Origin of the sequence: Micrococcus lylae (genome assembly GCF_900163825.1) — a bacterium.
In the GTDB taxonomy this organism is placed as follows: Bacteria; Actinomycetota; Actinomycetes; order Actinomycetales; family Micrococcaceae; genus Micrococcus; species Micrococcus lylae.
In genome coordinates this window covers 66357-79122 of record NZ_FUKP01000041.1, presented here as the reverse complement: position 1 = coordinate 79122, position 12766 = coordinate 66357, and the positions used below count along the sequence as shown (strand labels likewise).

13 protein-coding genes and 1 tRNA gene are annotated in these 12766 nt (G+C 71.3%); 7 read left to right on the top strand and 7 right to left on the bottom strand.

Annotation, left to right across the window (positions count from 1 at the left end):
* The first annotated feature begins 173 nt into the window (after nt 1–173).
* The gene (locus tag FM125_RS06260) at nt 174–665 is read left to right on the top strand and encodes an NUDIX hydrolase (protein ID WP_087134000.1); all 492 of its coding nucleotides are present in this window, start codon (nt 174–176) and stop codon (nt 663–665) included.
* Between the two features lie 5 nt (nt 666–670).
* Here the strand turns inward: FM125_RS06260 and FM125_RS06255 are convergent, their stop codons facing one another.
* The 5 genes from FM125_RS06255 to FM125_RS06235 all read right to left on the bottom strand — a co-directional run bounded on the left by FM125_RS06255 (nt 671) and on the right by FM125_RS06235 (nt 3085).
* Entirely contained in the window at nt 671–1018 is a 348-nt protein-coding gene (locus FM125_RS06255; protein WP_087133999.1) for a branched-chain amino acid transporter permease, read from the bottom strand.
* Entirely contained in the window at nt 1015–1803 is a 789-nt protein-coding gene (locus FM125_RS06250) for an AzlC family ABC transporter permease (RefSeq protein WP_087133998.1), read from the bottom strand. The genes FM125_RS06255 and FM125_RS06250 overlap by 4 nt, the downstream gene beginning before the upstream one ends.
* A 238-nt stretch (nt 1804–2041) precedes the next feature.
* Nucleotides 2042–2115 (bottom strand) — tRNA-Val (locus FM125_RS06245).
* A gap of 15 nt (nt 2116–2130) precedes the next feature.
* Complete coding sequence (locus FM125_RS06240) at nt 2131–2661, bottom strand: redoxin domain-containing protein (protein WP_087133997.1); 531 nt, start codon at nt 2659–2661, stop codon at nt 2131–2133.
* Nucleotides 2654–3085 carry a DUF3052 domain-containing protein gene (locus FM125_RS06235; protein WP_067190255.1) on the bottom strand — a complete coding sequence of 144 codons (432 nt, stop codon included), beginning with the start codon at nt 3083–3085 and terminating at the stop codon, nt 2654–2656. Before FM125_RS06235 ends, FM125_RS06240 begins: the two co-directional genes overlap by 8 nt.
* Nucleotides 3086–3343: 258 nt before the next feature.
* Between FM125_RS06235 and aceE the strand changes: the two genes are divergently transcribed.
* The 6 genes from aceE to FM125_RS06205 all read left to right on the top strand — a co-directional run bounded on the left by aceE (nt 3344) and on the right by FM125_RS06205 (nt 11337).
* A complete protein-coding gene (gene aceE, locus FM125_RS06230; protein WP_070639716.1) occupies nt 3344–6094 on the top strand; it encodes a pyruvate dehydrogenase (acetyl-transferring), homodimeric type in 2751 nt (916 codons plus the stop codon).
* A gap of 162 nt (nt 6095–6256) precedes the next feature.
* The gene (locus tag FM125_RS06225) at nt 6257–7483 is read left to right on the top strand and encodes a PucR family transcriptional regulator (RefSeq protein WP_067190259.1); all 1227 of its coding nucleotides are present in this window, start codon (nt 6257–6259) and stop codon (nt 7481–7483) included.
* A 104-nt stretch (nt 7484–7587) separates the two neighbouring features.
* The gene (locus FM125_RS06220) at nt 7588–8511 is read left to right on the top strand and encodes an ACP S-malonyltransferase (protein ID WP_087134025.1); all 924 of its coding nucleotides are present in this window, start codon (nt 7588–7590) and stop codon (nt 8509–8511) included.
* Nucleotides 8512–8549: 38 nt separating this feature from the next.
* The gene (locus FM125_RS06215) at nt 8550–9602 is read left to right on the top strand and encodes a beta-ketoacyl-ACP synthase III (RefSeq protein ID WP_087133996.1); all 1053 of its coding nucleotides are present in this window, start codon (nt 8550–8552) and stop codon (nt 9600–9602) included.
* Nucleotides 9603–9666: 64 nt separating this feature from the next.
* A complete protein-coding gene (locus tag FM125_RS06210; RefSeq protein WP_067190265.1) occupies nt 9667–9912 on the top strand; it encodes an acyl carrier protein in 246 nt (81 codons plus the stop codon).
* Between the two features lie 177 nt (nt 9913–10089).
* Complete coding sequence (locus FM125_RS06205) at nt 10090–11337, top strand: beta-ketoacyl-[acyl-carrier-protein] synthase family protein (RefSeq protein ID WP_087133995.1); 1248 nt, start codon at nt 10090–10092, stop codon at nt 11335–11337.
* A gap of 162 nt (nt 11338–11499) precedes the next feature.
* Here the strand turns inward: FM125_RS06205 and FM125_RS06200 are convergent, their stop codons facing one another.
* Entirely contained in the window at nt 11500–11826 is a 327-nt protein-coding gene (locus FM125_RS06200) for an RNHCP domain-containing protein (protein WP_087133994.1), read from the bottom strand.
* Nucleotides 11827–12078: 252 nt separating this feature from the next.
* Entirely contained in the window at nt 12079–12582 is a 504-nt protein-coding gene (locus FM125_RS06195; protein WP_067190271.1) for a DUF3145 domain-containing protein, read from the bottom strand.
* Between the last annotated feature and the right edge of the window lie 184 nt (nt 12583–12766).

Here is a 12766-nt window from a genome sequence, read left to right as displayed (position 1 = left end):
TGTCTCCCATTATGGTCCGAGACCCCCGCCACGGCCCGGCCCGGGGCGCGTGGTGACGTGAACAGAAGGTGAACGAGTGTGGTTCGACTCGCCGGTCGCCGGCAGGACCCGGATGACGGCCCGCCGGCTCCGGCCGCAGCGCGGTCCCGCGGCGGATGTGATGGGGTGGAGCAATGTCCACTCCAGAATTCATCCTGTCCCTGCGAGAGAAGATCGGCCACGACCCGCTGTGGCTGCCCGGCGTCAAGGCGGTGGTCCTGCGCGCCGAGGACTCCGAGGTGCTGCTGGTGCGACGGGCCGACAACGGCCGGTGGACCGTGCCGGCCGGCATCCCCGATCCCGGCGAGGAGCCCGCGGACACCGCCGTGCGCGAAGTGCACGAGGAGACGGCCGTGCAGGCCGTGCCGCGACGTCTCGCCGGTGTGGGGACCACGGCTGAGGCCGTCTACCCCAACGGCGACCGGGCGCAGTACCTGGACGTGGTCATGGTCCTGGACGCCGTCGGCGGCGAGGCGCGGGTCAACGACGACGAGAACCTCGACGTCGGCTGGTTCCCGGTCGCAGACACCCCGGAGCTGCCGCCGCTGCACCGGCGGGCCATCGTGTGGGCTCTGGCCGGCGGGGGCGGGCGGTTCGTGGCCGACGGTCAGGTGCGCGGGTCCTGAGGACCTCAGAGCAGGTTGACCAGGACGACGTAGCAGGCGGTGCCGGCAGCGATGGACAGCACGGTGCGCCGACCTGCGGCCAGGTGGACCACGACCGTCACGGCGGCCGCGAGGAGCGCGTATGACAGGCGGCGGAGGTCCACCGGCTCTCCGGGAGCCAGGGCTGCGGAGTCCAGGAGCATCACGAGCGCCAGGACCGTGAGGATCCCGGTGGGCATCCAGACGGCCAGACGGCGGACGAGCAGGGACTCGCGCAGCGGACGCAGCAGCGCGAACGGCAGCGCACGCAGGCCGAAGGTCACCGCTCCGGCGACGAGCGCGACGGCGACGATGTATCCGGCGGACACGGTCATCGGCTCCCCTCCTCGGGGTCGTCCGTCACCGGGACGGAGGCCGCCTCCAACGGGTCCTCCGCCGGCAGCCGCACATCCCGGCCACGGCGGGCCACGAGGTGCGCGACGATGAGGAACAGCACGTAGACGGCGAATGCCGTCACGAGGAACTCTCCCGGGGCGACGGCGACGCCCACGACCACGGCGGCCGCGGCCATGACGACCAGCGGCACGTGGCGGCGGGTCCGCGCGGCGTCCAGGGCGAGCACGATGAACAGCGCCGTCAGGGCGAACTCGAGGCCTTCGATCGGCGCGGGCAGCAGGGACCCTGCCGCGACGCCCACCACGCCGCCGAACACCCAGTACACCTGCAGCGCGGCCTGCATGGCCAGCAGACGCGGCCCGGTCCAGCCGGTGCGGTGCGTGGTGGCGATGGCATAGGCCTCGTCGATCAGCGCGCCCATGGAGTAGAGCCTCGCCGGACGCGGGCGGACGACCCGGAGCGGGAAGCTGAAGGCGTAGAAGACGTGCCGGAAGTTCAGCAGGAACACCGTGACCGCCACCGAGACCAGAGGGGTGCCCGCCACGATGAGGGACACCAGCAGCAGTTCGACCGAGCCGGCGAAGACCACGGTGGACAGCAGCGGGGCGGTCCACCACGGCAACGGTGCCTGCGCCACGAGCAGTCCGAAGGCGACGCCGAGCGGGACCAGACCCAACCCGGCGGCCGAGGACAGCCGCAGGCCCCGGCGGACCTCCGCAGAGGTCGACGCCGTGGCAGCGGTGAGAGCGGGATCCGTGTTCATGACCGGACCAGGGTGCCACAGGCGGCGCGCGGCACAGGGAGTCGACGCCGGAAAAGGTCACATGGCGGGCGCCACGGCGACCGGTGCCCCTGGGAGGGGCGCGGGGCGCACCTGTCGACGCGGCGACGCATCTGCGTGGCCTCCTCCGCGTCAGCGAGCACGATGAGGTGTCGCTCGGCAACCGGGAGGTGCATAGGAGCATCCCGGGGCCCGAGCGTCGCGGCAATATTCACGGCGGTGGACCCAGACGGACTCGAACCGCCGACACCCACGGTGTAAACGTGGTGCTCTGACCAACTGAGCTATGGGTCCTGGGACGGCCTCATCCTACCGGCCGGCCGTCGTCACGGGCGGCGCCGCGCTCGCACCGCCCAGCAGCCGATCCGTGAGCTCCTCATGCTCGTCGCGGCTGCGCGCCCGCCCCGGCTCGGCCTCCACCCGGCCGAGCTCCATGCCCTGTGCGTCCAGCAGCACCGAGATCCGCCGGGGCCTGCCCGTGTCCGCGTCGAAGGCACCGAAGCGGCGGGCGGCGGCCCCGTGGGGCCAGAAGTCGGACAGCAGCGTCAGTTCCTCGGGAAGTCCGAGGTCCTCGGCCGCGCGGCGCAGGACGGGAGCCGAGTCGCAGGAGACCGCCCTCACGGCCACGCCCTGCGCGGCCCACCGCTCGGCGAGCTCGCCGAGCCAGGCCAGCTCACCGGTGCACACGGGGGTGAAGGCCCCCGGCAGGAAGGCGAGCCACACGCCGAGGGGGCGTGCGCCGTCGTCGGGACCGGCGGTGGCCGACCTGCCCGGGTCCGCCAGGGGCGGGAAGGGCCAGGACTGGCCGTGGCAGTCCCGGAGCGCGGGACTGTCAGCCACCGCGCTTCTGCACGAGCTTGACGGCCGCCCAGTCCTCGGAGGCGCCGGCGCCGGTCGTCGCGTGCAGGCCGGCGGTCGTGGCGGCCTCCTGCACGTCGGCGGGATCCACGTGACCCTCGCGGCCCTTGCGCGGCGTCAGCACCCACACGGGCCCCTCCTCGAGCGACAGCTGCGCGTCGACGAGCGTGTCCGCGAGGTCGGTGGCGTCGCCGTCCTCGGCACGCCACCACACGAGCACGGCGTCCACCGGCTCCTGGTCCTCCTCGGGCTGCAGCTCGGTGCCGAGCGCGCCCTCGAGCCGCTCGCGCAGACCGTGGTCGACGTCCTCGTCATAGCCGAACTCGTGGACGTACTGTCCGGCGGTCAGGCTCAGCTCGTCCAGCAGGGCACGGGGTGCGTCGGTCGCGGCGGACCCGGCGTCCATAGTCGTACAGACCTCCTCGGTTGGCGGCGGCGCCGGTGTCCCGGCCACCGCCCGATCGGGTGACTCTCCCCACCATACGCGCAATGGCACCCCTGGGCCTTACCCCGTGCGGGGCGGGCGCGGGTAGGCTGTCACGCAGACCACCTCAACGACGGGGGCGGCCGCGCACACCGCCGGCCGAGGAAGCCGCCGCACGCGGCCCGCACCCCCACCACAGACCCCGCGGAGACACCCCTCCGCCCAGCCAGAGGAGGCAGCTTGAGCGCAGCCGAAGAGAGCTCCCGCATCCTGAGCGGACTGACGAACAACTTCCCGGACAAGGATCCCCAAGAGACCGCGGAGTGGATCGAGTCCTTCGACGGCCTCGTGGAGGAGCGCGGCACGGAGCGCGCGCAGTACATCATGCGCTCCCTGCTGCAGCGGGCCGGCATGAAGTCCGTGGGCGTGCCGATGGTGACCACCACCGACTACGTCAACACCATCCCCGCCGACCAGGAGCCCGAGTTCCCCGGCGACGAGGAGCTCGAGCGCCGCTACCGCAACTACCTGCGCTGGAACGCCGCCGTCATGGTGCAGCGTGCCCAGCGCGAGGGCATCGGCGTGGGCGGCCACATCTCCTCCTACGCCGGTCAGGCGACCCTCTACGAGGTGGGCTACAACCACTTCTTCCGCGGCCAGGACCACCCGGGCGGCGGCGACCAGGTCTTCTTCCAGGGCCACTCCTCGCCCGGCAACTACGCGCGCGCCTTCCTCGAGGGCCGGCTGACCGAGGAGGACCTCGACGGCTTCCGCCAGGAGAAGTCGAAGAAGGGCCACGCGCTGTCCTCCTACCCGCACCCGCGCATGATGCCGGAGTTCTGGCAGTTCCCGACCGTCTCCATGGGCCTGGGCCCGATGAACGCGATCTTCCAGGCGCAGTACAACCGCTACCTGCAGGACCACGGCATCAAGGACACCTCGGACCAGCACGTCTGGGCCTTCCTCGGCGACGGCGAGATGGACGAGCCGGAGTCGCGCGGCCAGCTGCACATCGCCGCGAACAACAACCTGGACAACCTGACCTTCGTGGTGAACTGCAACCTGCAGCGCCTCGACGGGCCCGTCCGCGGCAACGGCAAGATCGTGCAGGAGCTGGAGTCCTACTTCCGCGGCGCCGGCTGGAACGTCATCAAGGTCCTGTGGGGCCGCGAGTGGGACCCGCTGCTCGAGAAGGACGACACCGGCGAGCTCGTTCGTGTCATGAACGAGACCGTCGACGGCGACTACCAGACCTACAAGGCCGAGGACGGTGCCTTCGTGCGCGAGCACTTCTTCGGCCGGTCCTCCGTCACCAAGGAGCTCGTCGCGGACATGTCCGACGACGAGATCTGGGGCCTCAAGCGCGGCGGCCACGACTACCGCAAGGTGTACGCCGCCTACAAGGCCGCGATGGAGCACAAGGGCCAGCCGACCGTCATCCTGGCGCACACCATCAAGGGCTACGGCCTCGGCAAGTCCTTCGAGGGACGCAACGCCACGCACCAGATGAAGAAGCTGACCGTGGACGACTTCAAGACCTTCCGCGACCGCCACCGCATCCCGGTCTCGGACGAGGTCATCGAGGGCGACCCGTACAACATCCCGTACTACCACCCGGGCGAGGACGCCCCGGAGATCCAGTACATGCTCGAGCGCCGCAAGGCCCTCGGCGGTGCCGTCCCGGAGCGCCGCAGCACGTACCCCGCCATCCCGGTACCCGGCGAAGCCGCCTACAAGCAGGCGCGCAAGGGCTCCGGCAAGCAGGAGGCGGCCACCACCATGGCGTTCGTCCGCCTGCTCAAGGACCTCATGCGGGACAAGAACCTGGGCTCGCGCCTGGTGCCGATCATCCCGGACGAGGCCCGCACCTTCGGCATGGACTCGTTCTTCCCGACGGCGAAGATCTACAACACCAAGGGCCAGAACTACCTCGCCGTGGACCGCGACCTGTTCCTGTCCTACAAGGAGTCTCAGCAGGGCAAGCTCTTCCACGTGGGCATCAACGAGGACGGCGCCACCGCCGCGTTCAACGCGATCGGCACCTCCTACTCCACCCACGGCGAGCCCATGGTGCCGGTGTACATCTTCTACTCGATGTTCGGCTTCCAGCGGACCGCGGACAACATCTGGGCCGGCGCCGACCAGCTGGCGCGCGGCTTCATGATCGGCGCCACCGCCGGACGCACCACGCTCACCGGCGAGGGCACCCAGCACATGGACGGCCACTCCCCGGTGCTCGCCGGCACCAACCCGGCCGTGAAGACCTACGACCCGGCCTACGGCTACGAGATCGCCCACATCGTCCGCCAGGGCCTGGAGGACATGTACGGCGACCACGACCGTGGAGAGGACGTCCGCAACGTCATCTACTACCTGACGGTCTACAACGAGCCGATCGTGCATCCGGCCGAGCCGGAGGACCTGGACGTCGAGGGCCTGCTCAAGGGCATGTACCTGCTCTCCGCGGGCGAGGCCGACGGCCCGAAGGTCCAGCTCATGGGCTCGGGCGTGTCCGTACCGTGGGCCGTGGAGGCGCAGCGGCTCCTCGCCGAGGACTGGGGCGTGTCCGCCGACGTGTGGTCCGTGACCAGCTGGAACGAGCTGTACCGCGACGCGGCCGCCGCCGAGAAGGAGGCGCTGCGCGACGCGGACGGGCAGGAGCGGATCCCGTACATCACGCAGAAGCTGGCCGACGTGCAGGGCCCGATCGTGGCGTCCACGGACTACACGACCTCCCTGCCGAACCAGGTGCGCCCGTTCGTCAAGCAGGACATGGCGGTGCTCGGCGCCGACGAGTTCGGCTTCGCGGACACCCGCTCGGCCGCCCGCCGCTACTTCCTCATCGACGCCCACTCCATGGTCGTCCGTGCCCTCCAGATGCTGGAGAAGGACGGCTCCGTGGAGGCCGGCACCGCCAAGAAGGCGCATGAGAAGTACCGGCTCGACGACGTGAACGCCGGCACCACCGGCAACGCCGGCGGCGACGCCTGATCCGTTCCGCAACGGGCTGACGCCCCGCTTCCCGACGACGGCCCCTCGCCTTTTCCACCGAAAGGCGAGGGGCCGTCGTCGCGTCCCGTGGGGTTCCCCGGTGCCCGCGGTGGGATGCGCGGCCTGTAGGGAACGTACAAAGACCCCCGCTAGGATCACCCCATGCCCGATTCGCGTCCCCCTGCCGGCACACGGCCGATCTCGGCGGAATCGCTCGCGCGGCTCCGTACGCACCTGGGCGAGCTGAACACCGCCATCCTGCAGCGCGTGGACGCGGCCCTCCCCTGGTACCGCCGGCTGACGCCGGACGAGCGCAGCCACCTGGGGCTGGTGGCACAGCGCGGCCTCAACGGCTTCGTGCAGTGGTTCCAGAAGCCCGGGGTGACCAGTGGGCATGTGCTGGCGGACGTGTTCGGCGAGGCGCCCACCGAGCTGACCCGCTCGATCTCGCTGCAGCGGGCGCTCCAGCTGATCCGCACCATCGTCGAGGCCGTCGAGGCCGTGGTCCCGGAGATCCTGCAGGACCGTGACCAGGCCGCGGTGCGCGAGTCGATGCTGCGGTACTCCCGTGAGGTCGCCTTCGCCCTGGCCGATGTCTACGCCCGCGCCGCCGAGACCCGGGGGGCCATGGACTCCCGCCTCGAGGCCGTCCTGCTGGATGCGGTGCTGCGCGGTCAGGACGCGGATGAGATCCGCCACCGTGCCACCGCCATCGGCTGGCGCGGTGAACGCCAGGTGCTGGTCATGGCCGGCGGCGCTCCGGGGCCGGACAAGCCCGCCTACGTCGGTGAGCTGCGCCGGGCTGCGGCCCGGCACAAGTGCGACGTGCTGATCGGCGTGCAGTCCGAGCGCCTCGTGGTGGTGGTCGGGTCCGTGGAGGACTCCACGGTGGTGGCCGCCGCCCTGGCCCCGTGGTTCGCGGAAGGACCGGTGATCGTGGGGCCGACCGTGGACTCTCTGACCGAGGCCCACGTGTCCGCTCGGCATGTGTTCGCCTCGCTGTCCGCGGCGGGGGCACACCCACGGGCACCGCGGCCGACGCCGACGCACGAGCTGCTGCCCGAACGTGTGCTGATGGGCGACCCGACCGCGCGGGAGGCGCTGATCCACGGCGTGTACCGGCCCCTGCTGCAGGCCGGCCCGTCCCTGTTGGAGACGGTGGACACCTACGGCCTGCTGGGACACTCGCTCGAGGCGACCGCCCGCGAGCTCTACATCCACACGAACACCGTCCGCTACCGCCTGCGCCGGGTCAGCGAGCTGACCGGATGGGACCCTCTGGTGCCGCGCGACGCCTACGTCCTGCACACGGCGATCACGGTCGGTCGACTCGCCGAGCACGACGCGCCCCTCGGCGGCGAGCGACCCCACGGCGAACGCGATCGCTGAGTCCGCCATCTGAGACTGTTTGTAGGAATCCTCCAAAGCTGTTCGGAAGGGTTGGTGACCGCCGTGCCGCCCGCTGAGGGCGTCCACCTGGAAGAGTGGAGGCCATGCTTGCGATCGTGTGCCCCGGACAGGGATCCCAGACGCCCGGCTTCCTCGCCCCCTGGCTCGAGCTCGACGGCGCCACCGAGCTGCTCGGTCGGCTCTCCGAGACGTCCGGCATGGACCTGACGGAGCACGGCACGGTCTCGGACGAGGAGACCATCAAGGACACAGCGGTGGCCCAGCGCCTGATCGTCGCCGCGGGCCTCGTCTCGGCACACGCACTGGACCTGGACGCCGTCGGCGGCGAGAAGGTCCTCCTGGCCGGGCACTCGGTCGGCGAGATCACCGCGGCGGCCCTGGCCGGCGTGCTGACCGCCGAGGAGGCCGCCGCCCTGGTGAGGGTCCGCGCGGACGGCATGGCCGAGGCCGCGGCCTCGGCCCCGACCGGCATGGCGGCCGTCGTGGGCGGAGACCAGGACGAGGTCCTGGCCGCGATCGCCGACCACGGCCTCACCCCCGCCAACGTGAACGGAGCCGGCCAGACCGTCGCCGCCGGCGCCGTCGAGAAGCTTGCGGCTCTCGGCGAGGACGCCCCCGCCAAGGCCCGCGTCATCCCGCTGAAGGTCGCCGGAGCCTTCCACACCGAGTACATGGCCTCGGCGGTGCCTGCGCTCAGCGAGCACGTCGCAGGCCTCTCCCCCGAGGATCCGCGGGTGGAGCTGCTGTCCAACCGGGACGGCGAGGCCGTCGCCTCCGGCGCCGACGCCCTCGACCGGATCGTCGGACAGGTGACCCGCCCGGTGCGCTGGGACCTCTGCATGGAGGCGATGGCTGCCCGTGGCGTCACCGGCATCCTCGAGGTGCTGCCCGGCGGCACCCTGACCGGCCTCGCCAAGCGAGGCCTGCGCGGCACCCGGGTGTGCGCGCTCAAGACCCCCGACGACCTCTCCACGGCCGCCGAGTTCATCGCCGAGCACACCGCCTGACACGGCCGGACCGCTCGACCTACGGAGGGAAGCACCTCGTGACCGTCACCCTGAACCAGACCACCCCCGTCGCCGGCAGCCGCATCAGCGCGGTCGGCGCATACCGCCCGAAGAACCTCGTCCCGAACGAGGAGCTCGTCGGACCGATCGACTCCTCTGACGAGTGGATCCGTCAACGCACGGGCATCGTGACCCGCCAGCGCGCCACCCCAGAGGAGACCGTGCCCATGATGGCCGAGGGGGCCGCCCGGGAGGCCCTCGAGGCCGCGGGGCTGACCGGGGCGGACCTGGGCGCCGTCATCGTGGCCACCGTCTCCTTCCCGTATCAGACGCCCTCCGCTGCAGCGCTGCTCGCCGAAGCCCTGGGTGCCACCCCGGCACCGGCCTTCGACGTCTCCGCCGCATGCGCCGGCTACTGCTACGGCGTGGCCCAGGCCGATGCCCTGGTGCGCTCCGGCATGGCCGAGCACGTGCTGGTGGTCGGCGTCGAACGCCTGTCCGACCTCGTGGACCCCACTGACCGCTCCATCTCCTTCCTGCTCGGCGACGGCGCCGGCGCCGTGGTCGTCTCCGCCACAGACGAGCCGGGCATCTCCCGCTCCGTGTGGGGCTCCGAGGGCGCCCGCTGGGAGACGATTCGCATGACCCACTCCCTGCTGGACATGAAGCAGACCGTGGATCAGGCCATCGAGGCCGCTGACGCCTCCTGCCTCACGGGCGGAGAGCACACGGCCTGGCCGACCCTGCGCCAGGACGGCCCGTCCGTCTTCCGCTGGGCAGTGTGGTCCATGGCGAAGGTCGCCCAACAGGCCGTCGACGCCGCGGGCGTGCAGCCGGAGGACCTGGCCGCGTTCATCCCCCACCAGGCCAACATGCGCATCATCGACGAGTTCGCCAAGCAGCTGAAGCTGCCGGACTCCGTGGTGGTCGCCCGGGACATCGCGGATGCCGGCAACACGTCGGCCGCGTCCATCCCCCTGGCCATGCACAGACTCCTGCAGGAGCAGCCGCAGCTCAGCGGCGGCCTCGCCCTGCAGATCGGCTTCGGCGCCGGGCTGGTCTACGGCGCCCAGGTCGTGCGTCTCCCCTGAGACGCCAGACACATGATTCACTGACCAACGTACCCATTCCGCAACCAGCAAAGGAGACGCCACCATGGCTTCCAAGGAAGAGATCCTCGCCGGCCTGGCCGAGATCGTGAACGAGGAGACCGGTCTGGAGACCGAGGAGGTCCAGCCGGAGAAGTCCTTCACCGATGACCTGGACATCGACTCGATTTCGATGATGACCATCGTGGTCAACGCCGAGGAGAAGTTCGACGTGAAGATCCCGGACGAGGAGGTCAAGAACCTCAAGACCGTCCAGGACGCCGTGGACTACATCGAGGGCGCCCAGGCCTGAGCCTGACGCCCGACGCCCGCCAGCGCGGCGACACCGTCGGCATCGGCCGGGGACGCACTCCGCGTCCCCGGCCCCTCAGCCGCTGGGGCCCGCGCAGCATCGGCGCCGCATCCGCCGGCACCACAGACACTGACGAATCCGTCCGAGGACGGCCGAATCGAGGGGACAGCAGACACCATGACCCGCACCGCAGTCATCACCGGCCTGGGCGCCACCACGCCGATCGGCGGCGACGTGCCCTCCTTCTGGGCGAACGCGCTGGCCGGCACCCCGGGTGCCCGCACTCTCGAGCACGAGTGGGTGGAGGAGCACGACCTTCCGGTGACCTTCGCTGCGGAGCTCGCCGTCCCGACCTCCGAGGTGCTGAAGAAGGTCGAGCTGAAGCGCCAGGACCCGTCCATGCAGATGGCCACCGTGGCGGCCCGTGAAGCCTGGGCGGACGCGGGCTTCGGTGAGGACGCGGACATCGACCACGACCGCTTCGCGATCGCCTTCGGCACCGGCATCGGCGGCGTGTGGACCCTCCTGGAGGGCTGGGACACCCTGCGCGAGCGTGGCCCGCGCCGCGTGATGCCCATGACCGTGCCGATGCTCATGCCGAACGGCGCCGCCGGCGCCCTCTCCCTGGAGTTCGGCGCCCGCGGCGGCGCCCGCACCGTGGTCTCCGCCTGCGCCTCCGGCACCGAGTCCCTCGACCTCGCCCTGCAGCTCATCCGCTCCGGCAAGGCGGACATCGTCATGACCGGGTCCACCGAGGCCGCCATTCATCCCCTGCCGATCGGCGCCTTCTGCGCCATGCAGGCCATGTCCAAGCGCAACGACGACCCCCAGGCCGCCTCCCGCCCCTACGACGTGGACCGTGACGGCTTCGTGCTCGGCGAGGGCGCAGGCGTGATGGTCATCGAGTCCGAGGAGCACGCCAAGGCACGCGGCGCCCGCGTCTACGCCCGCCTGGCCGGCACCGGCGTCACCTCCGACTCCCACCACATCACGGCGCCGGAGCCGGAGGGCCTGGGCGCCACCCGCGCCATGCGCGCGGCCCTGGAGGACGCCGGCCTCTCCCCGGAGCAGGTGTGCCACGTGAACGCCCACGCCACCTCCACCCCGGTCGGCGACAAACCGGAGTACCTGGCCATGCGTGCCGTCTTCGGCGACCACGTCGAGCAGGTGAAGGTCTCCGCCACCAAGTCCCAGACGGGCCACCTGCTCGGCGCCTCCGGCGCGATCGAGTCGGTGCTCTCGGTGCTGGCCGTGCACCACGGCAAGGCCCCGGTCACCATCAACCTGGACAACCAGGACCCCCAGATCCCGCTCAACGTGGTCACCGGCACCCCGGCCGAGCTGCCCGAGGGCGACCGCGCCGTGGTGAAGAACTCCTTCGGCTTCGGCGGACACAACGCCGTCGCCGTGTTCACCTCGTACTGATCCCGGCCGCGCCGACGGGCGGCGGCTGGACGCCAGAAGGGCCGGGCCCGGAGGTTGCTCTCCGGATCCGGCCCTTCCTGACATCCCGGCGACGATGCGATGCGGCCGTCTGCGCGCTGGTCGGGGATGTCCTGCCTGCCTGTGGATGTCCTGCCGGGAGGCTCACCACGGGGTGTTGCGGGACTGGATCCTCATGATTGCCTCGCGGTCGTCCGGCTGGCGGCAGTTCTCGGCCACCTTGTTCCGCTGCCGGTGCCCGCAGCGGGAGCACACGTGGACGATCTGGAAGCCCTTCTTCGGGTGGTAGTCGATCTGCTCGGCCGTCATGACGCCCCGGCAGTCGGAGGCCCGGTCCCCCGGCATGACGTCCACGTGGACGGAGGCCAGGCAGAACGGGCAGTGGTTCCGGTAGGAGCCGTTGTTCAGCGGCAGCACGTGCTTCCCGCAGGCGGCACAGTCGAACTCCGTGTTCTCGGTGGACCGGGACATGGGTGAGGGGCTCCTTCGGCGTGGGGACTGCTGACAGCGTAGCCGGGACGGCGGCCGGGGACGTCTGGGCGGCACGAGCCTGTGCGGGCAGCGGCCGGGTCTGAAGCCGAGACACGACGACGGCCCCCGCCATCCGGTGCGGGGGCCGTCGGTCTGTGCCGGCCGGGGACCGTGGGAGTGTGGCCGCCTCCGCCCGCTGCCCGCCGCACAGTGTCGGGGACGCGCGGGAGCGCAAGCGGACGACTCAGGCGGTCAGCCGACCTCGCGGAGCCAGCGGACGGGGGCGCCCTCCACGGCCTGGCGGAACGGCTCGAGCTCCTCGTCCCAGGCCTCGCCGAGAGCGAGGGAGAGCTCGTGGAACACGGCGGTGGGGTCTCCGGCGCCCTGCTCGTAGGCGTAGCGGATGCGGTCCTCGGACACCATGATGTTGCCGGTGACGTCGGTGGTGGCGTGGAAGATGCCCAGCTCGGGGGTATGGGACCAGCGCGAGCCGTCGCAGCCGGCGGAGGCCTCCTCGGTGACCTCGTAGCGCAGATGGGCCCACCCGCGGAGGGCAGAGGCCAACGCCGCGCCGGTGCCCTGTGCGGCGGTCCAGTGCAGTTCGGCGCGGTAGTGTCCGGGCGCGGCCGGCTGCGCCGACCAGTCGACGCTGACATGGGTGCCCAGAGCAGAGCCCAGTGCCCACTCGACATGCGGGCAGAGCGCTGCAGGGGCGGAGTGGATGTGGACCACTCCGCGGGTCTCGACGTGGGACATGTTTCCTCCGGATGCAGTGCGGTACGTCTTCCCCTACGACCACGCTGCTCCGACGCCCTGGGTGAGGGCCCGGCGGTGTTCCACGCTCTTCGGTTGTGAGGACGTGTCACCCCTGCCTCCTCCGTCCTGGGACGGCGACGACGACGCTGACACGTCGGGTCCATTGTGCACCCTCCGACGGGTG

Coding starts and splice junctions, on each gene's coding strand:
- FM125_RS06225 (WP_067190259.1), top strand. CDS start 6,257: ATGCCCGATTCGCGTCCCCCTGCCGGCACACGGCCGATCTCGGCGGAA.
- FM125_RS06250 (WP_087133998.1), bottom strand. CDS start 1,803: ATGAACACGGATCCCGCTCTCACCGCTGCCACGGCGTCGACCTCTGCG.
- FM125_RS06195 (WP_067190271.1), bottom strand. CDS start 12,582: ATGTCCCACGTCGAGACCCGCGGAGTGGTCCACATCCACTCCGCCCCT.
- FM125_RS06220 (WP_087134025.1), top strand. CDS start 7,588: ATGCTTGCGATCGTGTGCCCCGGACAGGGATCCCAGACGCCCGGCTTC.
- FM125_RS06260 (WP_087134000.1), top strand. CDS start 174: ATGTCCACTCCAGAATTCATCCTGTCCCTGCGAGAGAAGATCGGCCAC.
- FM125_RS06200 (WP_087133994.1), bottom strand. CDS start 11,826: ATGTCCCGGTCCACCGAGAACACGGAGTTCGACTGTGCCGCCTGCGGG.
- FM125_RS06205 (WP_087133995.1), top strand. CDS start 10,090: ATGACCCGCACCGCAGTCATCACCGGCCTGGGCGCCACCACGCCGATC.
- FM125_RS06235 (WP_067190255.1), bottom strand. CDS start 3,085: ATGGACGCCGGGTCCGCCGCGACCGACGCACCCCGTGCCCTGCTGGAC.
- FM125_RS06210 (WP_067190265.1), top strand. CDS start 9,667: ATGGCTTCCAAGGAAGAGATCCTCGCCGGCCTGGCCGAGATCGTGAAC.
- FM125_RS06255 (WP_087133999.1), bottom strand. CDS start 1,018: ATGACCGTGTCCGCCGGATACATCGTCGCCGTCGCGCTCGTCGCCGGA.